Genomic DNA, 18,425 nt, shown 5'->3' on the forward strand with positions numbered 1-18,425 from the left:
AAAAAAGAAAGGATGGCTGTNGTTCCGGTCGCTGCTGGGTGATGGGTCGTCGTTGGGGATGTCGATCTCGTATGCGGTGCAGGAGTCGCCGGACGGGTTGGCGCAGGCGTTCCTGATCGGGGAGGAGTTCATCGGCGACGAGTCGGTGGCGTTGGTGCTGGGGGACAACATCTTCCACGGGACGGCGCTGGGGACGGCGTTGGCGGCGAACACGGACATCACGGGGGCGGTGATCTTCGCGTATCAGGTCGCGGATCCGCGGGCGTACGGGGTGGTGGAGTTCGATCAGGATTTCCATGCGCTGTCGATCGAGGAGAAGCCGGCGGCTCCGAAGAGCAACTACGCGGTGCCGGGGCTGTACTTCTACGACAACGAGGTGCTGGCGATCGCGAAGACGATCGAGCCGTCGGCGCGGGGCGAGCTGGAGATCTCGACGGTGAACGAGCGGTATCTGGAGGCGGGCGCGTTGAACGTGCAGGTCCTGGACCGGGGCACGGCGTGGCTGGACACGGGGACGTTCGACTCGATGATCGAGGCGACGGAGTTCGTGCGGGTCATCGAGCAGCGTCAGGGATTCAAGATCGGCTGCATCGAGGAGATCGCCTGGCGCAACGACTGGATCGACGACGCCCAGCTCGCCACCCTCGCCGCACCGCTCGTCAAGAGCGGCTACGGCGCCTACCTCGTGCAACTGCTCATCGACGGCGGGGACGAGAGGGCGAGCACGGGCCCGGGCCGCTCCGCCGGCGTGCGGTAACGTCTCAGCGGCAAGCCCCGCCCCGTTCACACCCATCTGCAGGAGTACTCGTGCGAATCCTCGTCACCGGCGGCGCCGGCTTCATCGGCAGCAACTTCGTGCACCTCACGCTGCGCGAGCGTCCCGACGCGCGGATCACGGTCCTCGACAAGCTCACCTACGCCGGCAACCGCGACTCCCTCGCGCCCGTCGCCGACCGCATCACCCTCATCGAGGGCGACATCACCGACGCGCCCCTCGTCGACCGCCTCGTCTCCGACTCCGACCTCGTCGTGCACTTCGCTGCCGAATCGCACAACGACAACTCCCTCAACGACCCCTCCCCCTTCCTCGAGACGAACATCATCGGGACCTACACGCTCCTGCAGGCCGTCCGCGCCCACGATGTCCGCTACCACCACATCTCCACCGATGAGGTCTACGGCGACCTCGAACTCGACGACCCCGCGAAGTTCACCGAGCAGACTCCCTACAACCCCTCCAGCCCGTACTCCTCGACCAAGGCCGGCAGCGACCTCCTCGTGCGCGCCTGGGTCCGCTCCTTCGGCGTCCGGGCCACGATCTCCAACTGCTCCAACAACTACGGCCCCTACCAGCACGTCGAGAAGTTCATCCCCCGCCAGATCACCAACGTCATCGACGGCATCCGCCCCAAGCTCTACGGGGCCGGCGAGAACGTCCGCGACTGGATCCACGTCGACGACCACAACAGCGGCGTCTGGGCCATCATCGACCGCGGCCAGATCGGCGAGACGTACCTCATCGGCGCCGACGGCGAGAAGAACAACCTCGAAGTCGTCCAGCAGATCCTGACCGAATCCGGCCAGCCCGCCGACGCGTTCGATCACGTCACCGACCGCCCCGGCCACGACCTCCGCTACGCCATCGACTCCACCCGCCTGCGCACCGAGCTCGGCTGGCAGCCCCGCTACACCGACTTCGAGACCGGACTCGCCGCGACCATCCACTGGTACCGCGACAACGAGGCATGGTGGCGGCCGCAGAAGGCCGCCACCGAGGCGAAGTACGCGGCGCAGGCCGCCGCCACCGCCGTCTAGGCGAGGTATCGACCGGAGCGGTCGCCGTCCCACGACGACGACCGCTCCGCTGCGTCTGCGGTCCGTGGATCAGAGACCGACGGGCCATCACTCCGCGACTCGAGTCGAGCACGAGCTCCTCGTCGCTGAACCGCCCCTCGTCGCCACGCCGTGGAGTCGAGCGACCCCGCGCGGTCGGCCCGGCCGACGATGGGCTGCACGCCCTCGGCGATCAGTCCGACCGATCGAACGCGCCGTGCCGGTGCGCTGCTCGCGCGACCGGTGTCGAGTGTTGTCAGCCCTCCCCTCTGCGGACGCCTCATTAGAGGGACGAAGCGCCGACGCATTCTTCACTCCTGCTGAGAAGCGAGCCGATCTGCCTACGTTGGGGCTCACCCGGTCTCTCGCTGTTGAGCGGTCTCCCCGGTCTATCCGGCACCGCTGAAGAAGAAGGCACGAAGAGCATGTTCCTCGCCTCCCGACATCCCCTCCGCTCGCTCGGTCTCGTCATCGCGCTGGCGCTCGCAGCCGGCCTGGTGCCCCTGGCCGCTACTCCGGCAGTCGCGGCGCCCGCGGCCGTGACGCCCGGGACCTACCAGAACGACTCGCCGGACGTCACACTGACAGGCACGTGGAACACGGTGTCGTCCTCGATGGACAGCGGCGGCTCGTACTCGCAGCTGCCCACTGCCGGCTCGGCGGAGATCACCTTCGCGGCGACAGGAGTCGCGTGGGTCGCCCGCAAGAACCAGTCCTCCGGGCTCGCGGACGTCTTCCTCGACGGCACCAAGGTGACCACGGTCGATCTGTACTCGGCGAGCACCCAGTACCAGCAGAGCGTCTACAGCGTCGACGGGCTCTCCGACGGCAGCCACACCCTGCGGATCGTGCGCACCGGGACGAAGAACGACGCGTCGATCGGGCGCAACATCACCCTCGACTCGTTCGTCGTCTCGGACATCACCCCGCCGGCCACGCCCGCGGATCTCGCCGCAGTACCGGAGGGGACCGGTGCTCGGGTCACCTGGACGGCGAGCGCCGACACCGACGTCACCGGCTACCGCCTCTTCCGCGCGTCGAGCGGGAGCAGCACCTGGACGCAGATCACCACCGACAGCGGCGTCGCCGACACGAGCTACCTCGACGCGGGTCTCGCGCCCGGCTCGAGCTACGACTACCAGGTCCTCGCCGTCGACGCCGCGGGCAATCTCTCTCCGCGCAGCGCATCCGCCTCCGTCACCCTGCCGCAGAACGCCGTCGCACCGGGCACTCATGAGAACGACAGCTCGGCCGTCACCCTGTCGGGCACCTGGGCCGTCGTCTCGTCGTCGATGGACAGCGGCGGCTCCTACTCGCAGCTCACCAGCGCGGGGTACGCCGAGATCTCGTTCACGGGCACCGGCATCTCGTGGATCGCTCGGAAGAACCAGTCCTCGGGGTTCGCTGACGTCGTGCTCGATGGAACCACCGTCACCACGGTCGACCTCTACTCGAGCAGCACGCAGTACCGGCAGGCGGTCTACCAGATCGACAGCCTCCCCGCCGGCACCCACACCCTCCGGATCGTGCGCACCGGGACGAAGAACGACAGTGCGATCGGGCGGAACATCACGCTCGACTCCTTCGTCATCCCCGACATCACGGGACCTGCTACTCCGACCGACCTCGCTGCCACGCCCGAGGCGACCGGCGCCCGGGTCACCTGGAGCGCGAGCCCCGACCCCGACACGGCCGGTTACCGCCTCTACCGGGCCGCGGGCACGTCCACCTCCTGGACCGAGGTGACTCCCGCCGCGGGAACGACCGGCACGAGCCTCCTCGACGGATCGCTGCAGCCGGGCGCCGACTACCGCTACCAGGTCGTCGCCTTCGACGGCTCGGGCAACACGTCGCCGCGCAGCGGCTCCGCGTCGGTGACCACCGCGATCACCTCGGTCGCGCCGGGGACGTACGAGAACGACTCAGCGGACCTCACTCTCTCGGGGACCTGGAACACCGTCGCGTCGTCGATGGACAGCGGAGGCAGCTACTCGCAGCTCGCCAGCGTCGGCTACGCCGAGATCTCGTTCACCGGCACCGGGGTGTCGTGGATCGCCCGGAAGAATCAGTCCTCCGGCATCGCCGAGGTGCTGCTCGACGGGATCTCGGTGGCCTCGGTCGACCTATACTCGGCCTCGACCCAGTACCGGCAGACCGCATACCAGGTCGCCGGACTCGTCGACGGCGCGCACACCCTCCGGGTGGTGCGCACCGGCACCAAGAACACCAGCGCGATCGGGCGCAACATCACGCTCGACGCGTTCGTCGTGCCCGATGTCACTGCTCCGTCGACCCCGACCGGGCTCGCCGCTACGCAGGAGGGGACCGCCGCCCGCGTCACCTGGAACGCGACCCCCGAGGCGGACGTCGCCGGGTACCGCGTCTACCGCAGCACCGGGGGCTCGGCCTGGTCGCAGATCAGCCCGGCCGCCGGAGTCGCCGGCACCAGTCACCTGGACAGCGGACTGCAGCCGGGCCAGACCTACTCGTACCAGCTGACCGCCTTTGACGCGTCGGGTAACACCTCCGCCCGCACCGCGTCCGCCAGCATGACCATGGCGATCGCCTCGGTCGGTCCCGGTTCGTACGAGAACGATGACGACGCGATCACCTACACCGGCACCTGGAAGACCGTCACGTCGACGATGGACAGCGGCGGCACGTTCTCACAGCTGACCACCACCGGCTACGCCGAGTTGTCCTTCGGGGGCACCGGTGTCTCGTGGACGGCGCGCAAGAACCAGTCCTCCGGCATCGCCGACGTGCTGATCGACGGGACCAAGGTCGCCTCGGTCGACCTCTACTCGGCCTCGACCCAGTACCGGCAGACCGTGTACCAGGTCAGTGGCCTCCCCGACGGCGACCACACCCTGCGGATCGTGTACACGGGCACGAAGAACGCCAGCGCGATCGGGCGCAACATCACCCTCGACTCCCTCGTCGTCGCCGACATCACCGCACCCTCCGCCCCCAGTGGAGTCACGGCCGTCCCCGAGGGTACGGGCGCGAGGATCACTTGGACGGCCAGCCCCGAGTCCGACGTCACCGGGTACCGGATCTACCGCGCACCCAGCGGCACGGTGACGTGGACGCTGATCACGCCTGCGGCGGGCGTCACCGGGACAAGCTACCCCGACGCGGGACTGCAGCCGGGAGCCGGCTACAAGTACCAGCTCACTGCGATCGACTGGGCGGGTAACGCCTCGCCGCGGACCTCCTCCGCCTCGGTCACGACGTCGCAGAACACGGTCGGGCCGGGGACGTACGAGAACGACTCCCCCGCGGTGACGCTCTCGGGCAGCTGGGCCGTCACAGCCTCTCCCCCGGACAGCGGCGGGAGCTACTCGCAGCTCACGAGCGCAGGCTATGCCGAGCTCTCCTTCACGGGAACCGGAGTGTCGTGGACCGCGCGGAAAAACTCGTCCTCGGGCATCGCGGACGTCTACCTCGACGGGGTAAAGGTCACCTCGGTCGACCTCTACTCGGCCACCACTCTGTACAAGCAGACGGTCTATCGGGTGGGCGGTCTCCCGGACGCCGTGCACACGGTGCGGGTGGTGCGGACGGACTCGAAGAACGACGCGGCGATCGGTCGCAACATGACGCTCGACTCCTTCGTCGTCCCCGACGTCACGGCACCCGTGGCCGCCACGGGTCTCACCGTGGGCCCCGAGGGGACCGGTGCCCGGATCACCTGGACGGCGAGCAGCGCCTCCGACGTCGTGGGCTACCGCCTGCTCCGCACCCCCACCACCAGCACGACGTGGATCCAAGTGCAAGCGGCGCTCATCACGGGGACCAGCTACTACGACGCGGGTCTGACTCCGGAGGGCCGGTTCAAGTACAAGGTGATCGCGGTCGATGCGAGCGGGAACGAATCGCCCGGCACGCCGACCGCCTCGATGACGGCTCCATCGATGCCTGTCATCCAGAGCCCGACCCTCGCGGACTGCCCGGCCGCGACCGTGACCGTCTCGACCGCGAACCAGCTGAAGGCAGCGCTGAACGCAGCTGGGCCGGGGACAGTCATCCGGCTCACGGCCGGCGTCTACGCCGACTCGTTCACGGCCACCAAGTCGGGGACCGCAGCTGCTCCGGTGTGGATCTGCGGAGACCGCAACGCCGTCCTCGACGCAGGATCGACCTCGGAGGCCCGCGCGCTGCTCCTCTCCTCGGTCAGCTACGTGAACCTGGTCGGCTTCTCGATCCGCAACTCCACGAAGGGTGTCATGGTCGCCGGGAGCGACCACGTCATCGTGTCGCACCTGAAGATCGAGAACATCGGGGACGAGGGCGTGCACCTCCGCTCGACCACCACCGACAGCTTCGTGACCGGGAACATCATCGACGGGACGGGCCGCGTCCGCCCGGAGTACGGCGAGGGGGTCTACATCGGCACCGCGGAGGACAACCGCTGCACCTTCAGCAACTGCCTCCCCGACGGATCGAGCCGCAACATCATCGCGGGCAACACCATCACCGACACCACCGCGGAGGCGATCGAGGCGAAGGCCGGAACGTTCGACGGCTGGATCCTCGACAACTCCGTCGACAGTTCGGGCATGGGACCCGACCACGAATCACCCCTCGTGATCCTCGGCAACTCGTGGGTCGTGACCGGCAACACGATCGTCACCGCCAAGCGCGACGGCATCCAGGTCTATGCCTCGGAAGACCAGTTCGGCTGGGACAACGAGATATTCGGCAACAGCTTCACCACAGCTCCCAGCGGGTACTTCGCCCGCATGACAGTGCTGGTCTACGGCAACATCGTCGGGTGCGACAACGATCCGGGAGCGTCGGGGATCTCGAACCTGGCCTGCCAGAACTGACCCTCACCGGGACGGATGCGCCTCGATCACCGACGCCTGCGAGTGCCGGACCGAGATGGTGGAACTCCCGGGCCGGGCGGAGTAGGCGATCAGGCCCTTCGGGTCGGCGACGCTCGTCGCCGCGAAGTAGGTGACGTCGAGCTCGTACTCGTCAGCGAGCCGATACGCCAGCTCGAAGGTCTGCCGATCGTCGGAGTCGGAATCGGACTGCCAGCCGAGCTCGCCCATCGCGCAGTGCACACCCTGATCGGAGCACCACTCACCGAAGGTCGTCATCGAATCGAGCAGCTTCTTCCGCGTGCCGTCGTGGAGGTAGAAGTGCTGGGAGTAGACGATCGCGTTCAGCGGATCGGTGACGGGGGGACCGTTCGCGGCGTCGGCCGCGAAGCTCGAACCGAGGATCGAGTCGATCCAGATCGCATGGGTGTCGCCGCGCTCGCGGAGGTCGTCGACGACCGTCTGCATGTACTGGAAATAGGCCGGCGCTCCGGTCTTGCTGCCGCGAGGCTCATTGAAGAGGTTGTAGGCGGCCACCCGCGGGTCGTCCGCGAACCGGTCGGAGATCGCACGCCAGACCTTGCGCACGTCGTCTGTCGTCAGGTCGCCGCCGCAGTAGATCGTGCCCTCCGGCGCGGCGCCGGTCCCCCACGGATAGGCGCAGCTGTTGTGCAGATCGAGGACCACGCGGATCCCCGCCGCCCCGGCGCGCTCGACCTGCTCGGCGATCAGGTCGAGGTACGCGGAGTCGACGGGTGCGTCGAGAGCCTCGCGGACGTCTTCGCCGGGCTTCCACGGCTGCAGCCGCTGCCACGGCACCGCGAGGCGGACGATGCTGACACCCCGGCTCGCGAGGTAGTCGTACGACGCCTGATTGTCGGGCTTCACCCGCGAGGTCGAGATCGCGCGCTGCTGCTGGAGCGTGTAGATGTTGACACCGCGGAGGTAGGACCGGCCGTCGAGATACGTCTCGAGGCCGTCGGAGCGCGCGCCGGTGGGGGTGGAAGAGGAGGTCGGCGCGGGAGTCGGTTGCGGCGTGCAGCCCGCGAGGACGGCGACGACTGCGCAGAGGGACACCGCGATCGATCCCCGCCTGCGCGATCGAGTCCGCCTGCTCCTGGTCACTCCGGCTCCTGTCCTCTCCCTCTCATCGCCCCGCCTCGGCGCGGGCCTGCTAGCTCAGCCGCCCGAAGCGCTCGCGAGGAAGAAGGCGCGCAGGTCGTCCTCGTATCGGGAGTACGGTCTCCGACGCGCGATCGACGATACCTTCTCGTTCCTCTCAGCCAGCTCGGGAGCATCGGCGAGAAGCGAGTTGACCGCTTCTCGGAGGGCGATATGGTCGGCGACCGGAGTGACCGCGACCGCTAGATCCTCGTACCCTCGAATACCCACTGCATCGGTCGCCACGACAGGCGTTCCGAAGGTCGCGGCACTCATGAGCCGGACGTGTCCCGCACTCTTGTCGCTATCGATGAGAGCGAGAATGAAAAGAGTGGAGTGCGCCATCACCGAATCGTGCTCCGCGCGAGGAACCCGTCCTGATATCGTCACTCCCGCTCTCTGAGCTTCGGCCGCCAGAGAGGCCGCCTCGTCGTCGTTGCAGAAGATCCGGAGATCCCAGTCCTGGCCGTCCGCAGCCGCGATCAGGGTCTTCCAGTCGCAGGAATTGCGACCGCTCGACATGACACCCCGTCGCTGATCGGGGCCCACCGGCCCCGCCACGCCGTCACGGTCGTCCGAGTAGTAGAACGGGATGTGGACGAGCTGCTCCTGCGCGAAGCCGTACTGGTTCGCGAGGTGCTCCCGCTCCCACTCGGTCATCGTCTGCGCCCCCCGCACGACGCGCGGCAGGAGCATCCGGTAGAGGAATGCGACGACCGCGCCCCGGCGTCCGGGAAGGAACTCGACGAGCACGAGCTTCTTCTGCCGAGTCACGAAGAGGTAGGCGCTCAGAAGAATGAGTCCGAGTACCGTCCGTGCGCCCTGACTCGTGATCAGCACATCATTCCGATGGCTTCCGATGCAGAATCTCGCCGTGGTCACAACAAGTGTACGAGCACTCGTCGCGCGACCGACCTTCTCGGCATCGACGAGGTAGTGGTACGGGATGTCACTCATGGTGCGAATCGTCGACTTCATGGTTCTCTCCTCGTGTGGTCCTGTGTCTCGCCGGGCTCATGAGCTCTATGATTCGGATATCCGATCACGAAGGAAGTCCGAATGCCTCTCCTGCTCAGACTCACCGGCAAGCTCCCCCCGCAGTGGCGCTGGCGCATCCTTTCGCGTCGGCTGGGCCGATCGGCGGCGGCTCGCGCGCTCGGCGTGAAGGTCGGCGAAGGCTGCCGGATCGTCTCCTGCCAGGTCCGCTCCGAATACGACCTGCTCACCATCGGAGACCGGGTGACGGTGAGTAGCGAAGTGCTCTTCATCACGCACGACGGTGCCGGCTGGCTGGCCAACGACGAGAAGGGGCGCCGATACCGACTGGCGCCGATCACCATCGGCGACGACTCCTTCATCGGAGCCCGCTCGACGATCCTCCCCGGCGTGCGCATCGGATCGGGATGCATCGTGGCCGCCGGCTCGATCGTGACCAAGTCGGTCCCGTCCGGTGCCATCGTCGGCGGGAACCCCGCCCGAGTCATCGGCGAGACCGCGACGTTCCGCGAGCGAGCGCTGCGGGAGTGGCCGACGACGCGTGAGGTGTCGAGGGAGTTCCGTCCGGAGATGGGGCGCTGATCAGCTGACCGGCGCGGAACATCAGCGGAGTGAGCAGCGCGAGCAGTGCCGGGTTCACATCGATCGCGCTGAAGCCCGACAAGCTCACGAGGAAGGCGACGACCGCGGCCGCAACGCCGGCGTCGCCCCTCCGGGCGACGCGGAGCACCACGACCGCGAGTGCGCCCAGCGCCAGCGCTGCCAGCGGAATCCCGAGCGACAGCGTCAGCTGGAACACCGAGTTCTCGAGCGGCCCATCGAACACCGATGAGAATTCGGTCGCAGAGTTGCCGGGACCGGTCCCGAGAAGCCAGTCGTCCTCGATCAGGTCCAGAGCGACCTTGGTCGACTGCTCCCGGTAGTCCGAGGACTTGATTCCGCCCGAGGAGTCGTTCCTCTGGTCGAGCAACGGCGAATTGGTGACCACGCCGAGGAAACCGACCGCCGAGACGAGCAGGAAGAACGCCGTGACGCGGCGGGTCCGCCTGCTCGGCGAGGAGCTGAAGAGCAGAACGAAGCAGCCGAGCGCGAGACCGATCGCGAGAGCGAGGACTCCGGTGCGCGAGACGGCGAGGATCACCGCGGCGCCCGAACCCAGTAGTGCGGTGATCCGGAGCCATCGCCGACGATCGGAGCCGAAGAGGGCGATCATCGCGCACATGGTCGCGACGGTCGACGTCACCAGCGGGTGGCCCAGACTCGTGCGGGTGCGGAACACCGACCAGACCTTCTCGGTCACGTCGTACGAGAACAGGGACGACCACGGGTTGAACCCGGCGACGAAGTCGAGCACGGCGAGACCGCCGATGAAGACGCCGATCCAGAGGAAGGCCGTCTGTGACGACGGCCAGATCTCATCGCGACGGATCCGACCGTAGTGGTACGGCAGGACGACGCAGATCAGCGCGACCAGAGCCCAGGTGACAGAGATACCCGGATCGACGCCGAGGAGGGTGGACACTCCGACGACGCCGAGGACAGGCAGCCAGAGGACCGCGCCGATCTTGACGGGTGCCGCGTCGGAGTCGCGGGCGCCGAACATCATCCGCAGCACCCAGACTGCGAGGATGATGACAGCCGGAGTGAAGTAGCGGCCGGTGATCCGCGGGATGTCCATGTAGCCGACCGGCAGGACCACCAGCACCGCGAGCGCCAGGGCGGGCATCAGATGGCGGGGCATGAAGAAGACGACGAGCCCTCCGATCAGCCCGACCGCGGCCAGCGCGACCAGGGTCATACGCGCACGTCGCCCGACGCGATCCCGAGTCCGCTCCCGAGAGGACGAACCGAGCGGGACGAGGCCAGAGCGAGGTCGTCGACGGTGACCTCATCCGCCTCCCTCACCAGCGCGAGGTCGCGCTCGGAGAGCAAGCGCGCGATCTGCGCCTGGTGGTCGTCGATGTGCTCGCCGCGCTGGGAGCGCCGGATCACCAGGATCGGGTAGATCCCGAGCTCGAGCAGTCGCAGCACGCTGCCGACTCCGGCATGGCTGACGACGACGTCGGCGTCTCGCGCCGAGTCGTCGAATCGCGCGCTCGAGAAGAAGCCGAGCACCTCGCCCCGGAGCCCCGGAGCTGGCGGGGTCACGCCGAGCTGCCAGACCGTGCGATCGCCGACCAGCGGCGCGAGCGCCCGCATCGGCCGCGGGAAGGGGTACTTCTTGATGGTGCCGAGAGTCACGAAGACGCTCGGGTCGACGATGCTCTCGCGTGCGGTGTACGACTCGAAGGAGTCGAGGACGGAGCCGTGGTACGACCAGCGGGCATCGGACCAGTGCTCGTGCTGGGTCCAGACAGTACGGGCCAGGCGGGTGCGGTTGACGAGGCGACCGGTCACCGACGGGCCCTCCACGCGCGAGACGCTCTCGATGTAGAGAGTCGGCATCCGGAGCGAGCGTGCGGCGACGAACGCGGGCGCCGCGATCGCCGCACCCGTGCTCACGACTCCGTCGAAGTCGCCCTGGGCGAGGATTCGGCGGAACAGCGGCACGGCGCGCGCGGCGCCCTGCACGTCGCGCTGCAGGATCTCGGGGATGTAGTGGTGCGGCGACTCCGAGAGCAGTCCCACGGCCTGCGGGGAGTCGAAGGTCACCCACTCGGAGGCAGGGTCGATCGAGGAGCCCTGTGAGAGCCGCCAGAGCTGCTCCAGGTGCCCACCGGTCGACGCCGCCAGCAGGAGGCGCGGACGGGTGGCAGTGAATCCTTCTGCGAGATCGATCATGCTCGTGCCTCCAGGAGTGTGCGGACTGCGGTACGGACTTCGGCCAGCTGCTCGACGGCGCCCCGGAGGGCGTTCTGCTGCGAGGTGACGGACTCGGCGCTGCGCAGAGCGTCGCGGATGTCCTCCTTCGAGCGGTGCTGCGCGTCGTAGACGACGATCGGGATGCCTGCCGCGGCGAAGTGTCGCTCGATCTTGTCGGTCGGCGAGTCTGCGACGGAGGTCACGTCGGCGCCCTCGGCGACGGCCACGATCAGGGCGTGGAGGCGGTCGCTGACGACGAGCGCCGACTGCGCGAAGGCGCGGCGCACCTCCTCCTCCTGGTCCCTGTGCGAGCGGGAGCCCCAGCTCACGTAGTCGGCTCCCCACTCCCGAGCGAGCTCGGCCATCAGCGGCTCATCACGCTCTACCTGAGTGACGACGGTGAGGCACAGACCGCGCTCCGCCGCGACCTGCGCGACCGCCTGCCGCCACTGGGGTGACGGCGGTACACGATCGCCTCGCATAGTGACGGTGAGGCGCGTGCGTTCGTTCGACTCCGACCGCTCGGTGCCCGCCTGTCCGAAACCGAGATCGGGCATCACTCCCCCGTGCCCGAGCCGGTCGGCCGTGCGCACGTCGCGCCACATCGTGTAGTGGCTGAGCCCAAGGGTGGAGCGGAAGACCGCCGTCGGGAGGCGGTCGAAGTTGCGCGAGCCGGCCCCGACCCGGATCACGAGACCGCGACGCAGGCGCGTCGCGACGACGAGTGGGAGCAGTCCGATGTGCTCCTTGAGACCGCGCCAGGTGAGCTGGATCTCGCCGGGCTTGTAGACGTAGGCCACGCACTCGCCGCGTCGGAGGCTCGTGACGAGCGCCTTCGCCCATCCGCCGACACCCTTGTAGGTGATGACGTCGGCGGGGAGGTCGAGGGCCTCGTCGTAGGAGGCGGGAGAGTTGCCGACGTAGGCGTGCATCTCGCCGAGACCACTCAGCCACTCGACGAGCTCTCGACGCAGGACGATGTCGCCGATGTTCTCGTACTGCCCGACAACGGGCACGAAGATCTTCATACTCACCCCTACTTGCTCAGGATCGTGTCGACGATGAGAGGAGCGTTGAGCTCCTCGACGGAGGCGCGGGCGGTCACGGCGGAGGCAAGGCTGGCCCGCTCCACCGCCGCCGCGAGCTCGGCCGGGTCGTCCTGGGAGGCGCGGGCGCCGTTGACTCCCTCGACGATGAGCGCATTCGGGTCGCCTCCCGGCGTGGTTGCGACCGGGAGGCCGGTGGCGAGTGCCTCGACGATCGAGCGGGAGAAGCCCTCGAAGCGGGAGCTCATCAGCAGAAGGTCGTGCTCACGCATCAGCGCGCCGACCTCGCCCTTCGGCACCGCGCCGCGGAAGTCGACGCGGTGCGCGATGCCGCCCGAGGCCGCGGCGTCGCGCATCCGGCCCTCGAGGGTGCCGCTGCCGGCCACGGTGAGGCGGAAGCGCTCGTCGAGAAGGGCGAAGGCGGCGATGGCCAGCTCGGGGTTCTTGGCCGGTTCGATGCGGCACGCCCAGAGCACGTTCACCTTCTCGCTGCGCTCCGACTCGCTCGGGTAGAACTCGGTGGGGTCGAACCAGGTCGGCGAGAAGTGCACCGACTCCGACTGGCGACGGAGCCGCTCCGCCCCTCCGCTGCTGAAGATGACGACGGCGCGGGACTGCTTCACCACGCGGCGCTCGAGGAACCGGTAGAGACCGCGCGCTCGGCGGAAGAACGAGACGCTGCCCTGCTTGAGGTTCGCGTCGCCGCTGCTGTGCATGAACTGCACGTGCGGGGTCCCTCGGAAGTGCCGGAGCGCGACGGCTCCGACGTTCACGCGGTGGGTCTGCACGGTGTCGAAGTCGCTGGTCGGCAGGAACTTCTTCAGTCCCTGCGCGAGGCGCACCGAGTGCGGGATGCGCCGGGTGAGGTTCGCGTGGTCGAGTTGCACCAGCGGCATGAACTCGAAGCGGCGGCCGCCGATCTCGTACTCCTTCCACTGGCCGAGGACCTTGTCGCCGATCGCGTCGACGCCGGCGATCCGGATCACCTCGTCCTCGGGGGCGAATTTGACGAGTCCGCGGATGCAGGTGTCGATGCCGCCGGGCTTGGGGCGCACCGGGTCGAACTGCTCGACGATCAGACGAGTTGCCATCTCGGGATTCCTTCTCTGGGGTGTCATTTCTTCAACCAGCGCACGAGTTCGACGGGGGAGATCGACGAGCGACGGGTCAGGAGCACATAAGCGGCGATGAAGACGAGGGTCTGCGCAGCGACGATGGCGAGCACGGAGATCAGCGGGGGGTCGATGAGGAAGAGCACGGCCCATCCCGGAGCGCCGACGACGAGCGAGACCGACGCCGTCGCGACGGCGGCACGGAGGATGTCGCCACGGGCAGCGCGATTCATCCGGTAGCCGATGCGGGACGACAGCCAGCGGAGCTTGATCGGCAGGTCGAGCCAGTAGGACGCTGCGAAGCCGACCGCGAGGCCGAGAATGACCGACTGGGCGGGCAGCCACAGGAGCGCCATCAGGCCGGTCGCGATCCAGATCGTGTTGATGATGATCGCGCTGTAGAGCGGTCGCATCGCGTCGTGCTTCGCGTAGAAGGGGCGGATGAGCAACGCGTGCCAGGTGTAGGGAAGAAGACCTGCGGCGAGGATCGCCAGGACCACGCCGATCACCCGCGCCGAATCGCTGGAGGTCTCACCGCGGGCGAACATCACCTCGCTGAGCCCCGGTCCCAGAGCGACGAGAAGACCCGCAACCGGCAGCACGAACGACGCCAGCCGAAGCAGCGCGTCGTCGAGCTCGTGGAAGGCAGCCGTGTCGTCCGAGGCCGCGAAGTGCTTGGACAGCCGTTGGAGCAGGACGGAGGCGAGGCTCGAGACGGCGACACCCTGCACGACCGACACGATCGCCTGCGCGTAGAAGAGCGCCGAGAAGCCGAAGCCGATGAGGCCCGCGTCAGCCGCTGTCGCACCGGCCTGGGAGGCCCAGGCGGCTGTCAGCAGATTCGAGACCTGGTAGCAGATCGCGGAGGCGACCGCCAGGAGACCGGTCCGGACTGCGACACGCAGACCGAGGCCGCGCACGCCCCCGCGCCACTGCGGACGGAAGCCGACGCGGAGCAGCAGCACGCAGAGGACGACGGTCTGCAGCACGGTTCCGCCGAGAGTCGCCGCGCCGAGGATGATGATCGCGACGAGCGGAACGGAGTCCGGCGAGTCTCCGCTCACCTCGCCCGAGGCGACCACGACGAGTGCGCCGACGATGATGCCGACGCTGGACAGAGCGGGCAGCCAGCTCACGGAGGTGAACTTGCCGCGAGCGTTCATCAGCTGCGAGGCGACGGTGAACACGGAGGCGGCCGCCACCTGCGGGATGCACCAGAGGAAGAACGCGAAGGTCAGCTCGCGCTGCGACACACCCCAGCTCCCGCCGCCGAGGACGGCGATGAGCGGGCCGGAGAAGGCGAGCAGGAGCGCGCTGACGACGATGCCGAACGCACCGGAGCAGATCAGGAGGATCGTCCCGTAGCGGTCGGCGTCCTGCTCCGAGCGCACCCGCAGCGTCGCGAGCTGAGGGAGGAACACCGCGGCGATCACTCCTCCGCCGAGCAACAGGAAGATCTGATTGGGGACCTGGTTCGCGAGGTTGTAGGAGTCCGATACCAGGCCCGTGCCGAGCGCCGCTGCGAGGGCGATGTTGCGGAGGAAGCCGAGCACACGAGCGACGAGCGTGCCGGTCGACGCGCTCAGGACCGTGCGGCCGGCGCCCCGCTCACTCACTTCTGCATCACCACGGCCTTCAGCCGGCTGCGGAGTGCGGCACCACTGGACGCGCGGGTGAAGGAGCTCAGCCACGGCTCGTAGCCAGCCGGCGACATCTCGGAGGCCTCGAGGACACCCTCGGCGAAGTCGGCGGCCGACTCCCCCGCGACCAGTACGCCGGTCAAGCGCGGGACGATCGCGTCGGCGACGCCGAGCGCCTGCGACGACGCGACGCTGGGCACGCCCACCCGTGCCGCCTCGACGAGCACGTTGCCGAACCCCTCCGACAGCGAGGGCAGAAGCACGACGGAGTTCGCGGGCAGGTCGGACGACCAGGACGACACCCAGCCGTGGAAGACAGCCGTGACGCCGCGCGATGCCGCGAGAGCGCGGACCTGCTCGGTCAGCGGCCCGACACCGTAGAAATGGGCCTCGACATCGCGTCCGTGTCGGTCCCTGACAGCGACCGCGGTCTCGATGACCAGGTGCGGTCGCTTCTGGGCGACCAGCCGCGCCGGTGCGACGAGGGCGATCGGGCCCTCGCTCCGCAGGCGCGGGACGATGTCGGCGGAGTCGGTCTTCAGCGACGGGTTGAGCACGACCGAGACCTTCGCGGGCGGGAGGCTGTAGAGGGCGATAGCTTCGGCGGCCACCGGGTGCGAGATCGCGATGAACTCGTCGGTCCAGCGGTAGGAGATCCGTGCGAGCGCCTGCTTGAGCGCGTACGCGACTCCGAAGGTGCGGCGGAGGTGGACGGCCATGTTGCGCCCGCTGATGACGACCTTGGGGCGGCCGGGCAGGAGGCGGGTCGAGAACAGGGCGAGGAGGTTCCAGTACGGCATCAGCGCGAGCACGACGTCGGGCTTCTCCGCGCGGATCACTCCGCGCAGCTGCAGCAGCTTGCGCACGGCACCCCGCGCGTCGATGTCGGCGAGCCGCAGCTCCGCGGGGATCTCGTCGTCGGCGGAGAGCTTGGTCGCGGCGACCACGACCGTGTCCCCGCGCTCCGCGAGGTGCAGCGCCCACTGGCGTGCCACGAACTCCGCCCCGCCGCCCGAGAACCGGGGGACGAGGATGACGACCTTCATCGCTTCGCGCTCTCGACGCGGGCGAAGGCTGCCGGCATCATCGCCGCGGAGTCGCGGTCGGCCACGACTCGCGCGGGGGCGCCGGCGACCGTGACACCGGCCGCGACGTCGCGGTTGACGACGGCGTTCGCGCCGATGACGGCTCGATCGCCGATGCTGACGTCGCCGTAGATGACCGCGCCGGGTCCGATGTAGACGAAGTCGCCGATGGTGGGCACGCCGCCCTGGGCGATGCCGATCGTGACAGTGGGGTGGATCCGGCAGAAGGCGCCGACGCGCGCGCGCGAGTTGACGACGAGCGTGCCGTAGTGCGCGATGGAGAGTCCGGGACCGAAGACGCCCGGCCCGATCGAGATGCCGGTCCGCAGCCCCGCCTGCTGGAGGCGGAAACGCGCGACGAAGCGAGCGATGCGCGCAGCAGCACCCTTCTGGGCACGCAGGAACTCGACCTGTCGGAGGCGGCGTTGGTAGTGCACGACCGGATAGCGCCAGCGCGAGTCGAACCGCCACGCGGATACTCCGTGGGCCATCTGGTCGGCCAGCACGAACGCCCGGTAGTCGGCGCGGCTGCTGATCACGCGAGGCAGCGTGCGCAGCTCGTCGTCGGTGAGGATCATGCGGTGTCCCCGAAAGTCTCGCGCGCCCAGGCGAGGTGGCGAGAGAGACCGTCCTTGAGATCCACCTTCGGGGCCCATCCCAGCTCGGCCGCGATGCGCTCTGTCGCACCGCCCGTCCGGACCACGTCGCCGAGAGCGGCATCGGTGTACGAGACGTTCAGCGGTGACCCGTTGACCTCACCGAGGAACTCCAGCACCTCGTTCACCGAGGCGCTCGTCCCACCGGCGACGTTGTAGACCGAGCCGGGCGCGGTAGCGGTCGTCGCCGCAAGCACGTTCGCCTCGACGATGTCATCGACGAAGGTGAAGTCGCGGATCTGCTCGCCGGTGCCGTAGATCTCGATCCGATCGCCCAGGACGGCCGCCTTCACGAAGCGGGTGAACGCCATGTCGGGGCGCTGACGCGGGCCGTAGACGGTGAAGTACCGCAGCGACGTGGTCGGGAGCCCGAAGTTGGTCCCGTAGAGGCTCGTGAGGTGCTCGGCGGCGAGCTTGGTCACGCCATAGGGGCTGACGGGAGCGGGCGTCGTCGACTCCGCGGTCGGGAACGACTCCGCGTCGCCGTAGATCGACGAGGAGGACGCGTAGACGAAGCGCTGCAGACGGTCGTGGTCGCGGAGGGCCTCGAGCAGGCGCTGCGTCGCGCCGATGTTCCGCGTGAGATAGGGAGCGAATCCGTCCTTCCACGATCCGCGCACTCCCGGCTGACCGGCCTGGTGGAAGACGACATCCACACCATCGAGAAGAGGCGGGAGTTCGATCTCGGTGAGGTCGGCCTCGACCAGATCCAATCCAGCGGCGACATTCGCTGCGGCATTGGTGCGCTTGAGAGCGACATCGTAGTAGTCGGTGAACGCATCGATTCCGACGACATCCCAGCCGTCCGCGAGGAGTCGTCGACTGATGGTCGAGCCGATGAAGCCGGCAGCTCCGGTCACGAGCGCTTTCATGGATCCCTTCGCGGCCGGCACCGAAAGGCGGCGCCGATACCCAGTAAATATCTATCGAGCGGCCGGCATCGCCCGCGGAGTTTTGAACTCTACCGGCCGCTGGAGTCGCCGAGGTTACAGGGAAACGATATTCACTCAGTTCTCGCCCCCCGTTAGGAGGCAGAGAAATGGAGGGATCGTCGCCGCTCCGAAAGCGGATGCGCTGCACCGGCGACCGACCCGATGGCACCGCCCCCTAGCCAGGATCCTGCTAGGTTCTTGGGCGAGCACCACCGCCGATCGCCACGAAGTCCACCCGTCGGCGCGTCGGGCGGAACTGCCGGTCGACGGATTCTCCTGTCCGAGCAGACTCATTCGAGGGGTGAAGGGAAGATCGCGTTTCCCGTGAACTGT

At 68.4% G+C, this 18,425-nt stretch carries 13 protein-coding genes and 1 pseudogene; 4 read left to right on the forward strand and 10 right to left on the reverse strand.

Annotated features, from left to right (window positions below):
- Positions 1-21: 21 nt before the first annotated feature.
- From ASG06_RS17980 to ASG06_RS17990, 3 genes and pseudogenes are all read left to right on the forward strand, one after another.
- Positions 22-757 (forward strand): annotated as a pseudogene (locus ASG06_RS17980) (sugar nucleotidyltransferase); the annotation flags it as partial.
- A 50-nt stretch (positions 758-807) separates the two neighbouring features.
- On the forward strand, positions 808-1,815 hold the full coding sequence (gene rfbB, locus ASG06_RS17985) for a dTDP-glucose 4,6-dehydratase (protein WP_056044910.1): 1,008 nt from the start codon (positions 808-810) through the stop codon (positions 1,813-1,815).
- Positions 1,816-2,258: 443 nt separating this feature from the next.
- Complete coding sequence (locus ASG06_RS17990) at positions 2,259-6,665, forward strand: fibronectin type III domain-containing protein (protein WP_056044911.1); 4,407 nt, start codon at positions 2,259-2,261, stop codon at positions 6,663-6,665.
- A 3-nt stretch (positions 6,666-6,668) separates the two neighbouring features.
- Here ASG06_RS17990 and ASG06_RS17995 read toward each other — a convergent pair whose 3' ends face one another.
- Positions 6,669-7,739, reverse strand: coding sequence for a glycoside hydrolase family 5 protein (locus ASG06_RS17995; RefSeq protein WP_056044913.1), 1,071 nt, complete (start codon positions 7,737-7,739; stop codon positions 6,669-6,671).
- 102 nt (positions 7,740-7,841) lie between these two features.
- Positions 7,842-8,801, reverse strand: a complete 960-nt coding sequence (locus ASG06_RS18000) for a glycosyltransferase (protein ID WP_056044917.1) — start codon at positions 8,799-8,801, stop codon at positions 7,842-7,844.
- An 81-nt stretch (positions 8,802-8,882) separates the two neighbouring features.
- On the opposite strand from ASG06_RS18000, the gene ASG06_RS18005 reads away from it, so the two are divergent.
- Positions 8,883-9,401, forward strand: a complete 519-nt coding sequence (locus ASG06_RS18005) for an acyltransferase (protein WP_082499346.1) — start codon at positions 8,883-8,885, stop codon at positions 9,399-9,401.
- On the opposite strand, the gene ASG06_RS18010 is transcribed toward ASG06_RS18005, so the two are convergent.
- The 8 genes from ASG06_RS18010 to ASG06_RS18045 are packed head-to-tail and all read right to left on the reverse strand — an operon-like array spanning position 9,304 to position 18,032.
- Positions 9,304-10,617 carry an O-antigen ligase family protein gene (locus ASG06_RS18010; protein ID WP_056044919.1) on the reverse strand — a complete coding sequence of 438 codons (1,314 nt, stop codon included), beginning with the start codon at positions 10,615-10,617 and terminating at the stop codon, positions 9,304-9,306. The genes ASG06_RS18005 and ASG06_RS18010 overlap by 98 nt on opposite strands.
- Positions 10,614-11,600: a glycosyltransferase gene (locus ASG06_RS18015; protein WP_056044920.1), complete on the reverse strand. Its 987-nt coding sequence runs from the start codon at positions 11,598-11,600 to the stop codon at positions 10,614-10,616. Before ASG06_RS18015 ends, ASG06_RS18010 begins: the two co-directional genes overlap by 4 nt.
- Entirely contained in the window at positions 11,597-12,649 is a 1,053-nt protein-coding gene (locus ASG06_RS18020; protein WP_056044922.1) for a polysaccharide pyruvyl transferase family protein, read from the reverse strand. The genes ASG06_RS18015 and ASG06_RS18020 overlap by 4 nt, the downstream gene beginning before the upstream one ends.
- A gap of 8 nt (positions 12,650-12,657) precedes the next feature.
- A complete protein-coding gene (locus tag ASG06_RS18025) occupies positions 12,658-13,758 on the reverse strand; it encodes a glycosyltransferase family 4 protein (RefSeq protein WP_056044925.1) in 1,101 nt (366 codons plus the stop codon).
- 23 nt (positions 13,759-13,781) lie between these two features.
- A complete protein-coding gene (gene murJ / locus ASG06_RS18030; protein WP_056044927.1) occupies positions 13,782-15,395 on the reverse strand; it encodes a murein biosynthesis integral membrane protein MurJ in 1,614 nt (537 codons plus the stop codon).
- Entirely contained in the window at positions 15,392-16,465 is a 1,074-nt protein-coding gene (locus ASG06_RS18035) for a glycosyltransferase (RefSeq protein ID WP_056044929.1), read from the reverse strand. Before ASG06_RS18035 ends, murJ begins: the two co-directional genes overlap by 4 nt.
- Positions 16,462-17,082: a serine O-acetyltransferase gene (locus ASG06_RS18040; RefSeq protein ID WP_056044932.1), complete on the reverse strand. Its 621-nt coding sequence runs from the start codon at positions 17,080-17,082 to the stop codon at positions 16,462-16,464. The genes ASG06_RS18035 and ASG06_RS18040 overlap by 4 nt, the downstream gene beginning before the upstream one ends.
- Positions 17,079-18,032, reverse strand: coding sequence for an NAD-dependent epimerase/dehydratase family protein (locus ASG06_RS18045; RefSeq protein ID WP_056045491.1), 954 nt, complete (start codon positions 18,030-18,032; stop codon positions 17,079-17,081). The genes ASG06_RS18040 and ASG06_RS18045 overlap by 4 nt, the downstream gene beginning before the upstream one ends.
- Between the last annotated feature and the right edge of the window lie 393 nt (positions 18,033-18,425).

Origin of the sequence: Rathayibacter sp. Leaf185, from assembly GCF_001423885.1 — a bacterium.
Lineage (GTDB): Bacteria > Actinomycetota > Actinomycetes > Actinomycetales > Microbacteriaceae > Rathayibacter.

What these genes read in the sequence shown, in the direction of transcription:
- ASG06_RS18025 (WP_056044925.1), bottom strand. Translation starts at nt 13,758, where the DNA reads ATGGCAACTCGTCTGATCGTCGAGCAGTTCGACCCGGTGCGCCCCAAG.
- ASG06_RS18040 (WP_056044932.1), bottom strand. Translation starts at nt 17,082, where the DNA reads ATGATCCTCACCGACGACGAGCTGCGCACGCTGCCTCGCGTGATCAGC.
- ASG06_RS18010 (WP_056044919.1), bottom strand. Translation starts at nt 10,617, where the DNA reads ATGACCCTGGTCGCGCTGGCCGCGGTCGGGCTGATCGGAGGGCTCGTC.
- ASG06_RS18005 (WP_082499346.1), top strand. Translation starts at nt 8,883, where the DNA reads ATGCCTCTCCTGCTCAGACTCACCGGCAAGCTCCCCCCGCAGTGGCGC.
- ASG06_RS18000 (WP_056044917.1), bottom strand. Translation starts at nt 8,801, where the DNA reads ATGAAGTCGACGATTCGCACCATGAGTGACATCCCGTACCACTACCTC.
- ASG06_RS18045 (WP_056045491.1), bottom strand. Translation starts at nt 18,032, where the DNA reads ATGAAAGCGCTCGTGACCGGAGCTGCCGGCTTCATCGGCTCGACCATC.
- ASG06_RS18020 (WP_056044922.1), bottom strand. Translation starts at nt 12,649, where the DNA reads ATGAAGATCTTCGTGCCCGTTGTCGGGCAGTACGAGAACATCGGCGAC.
- ASG06_RS18015 (WP_056044920.1), bottom strand. Translation starts at nt 11,600, where the DNA reads ATGATCGATCTCGCAGAAGGATTCACTGCCACCCGTCCGCGCCTCCTG.
- ASG06_RS17990 (WP_056044911.1), top strand. Translation starts at nt 2,259, where the DNA reads ATGTTCCTCGCCTCCCGACATCCCCTCCGCTCGCTCGGTCTCGTCATC.
- ASG06_RS18035 (WP_056044929.1), bottom strand. Translation starts at nt 16,465, where the DNA reads ATGAAGGTCGTCATCCTCGTCCCCCGGTTCTCGGGCGGCGGGGCGGAG.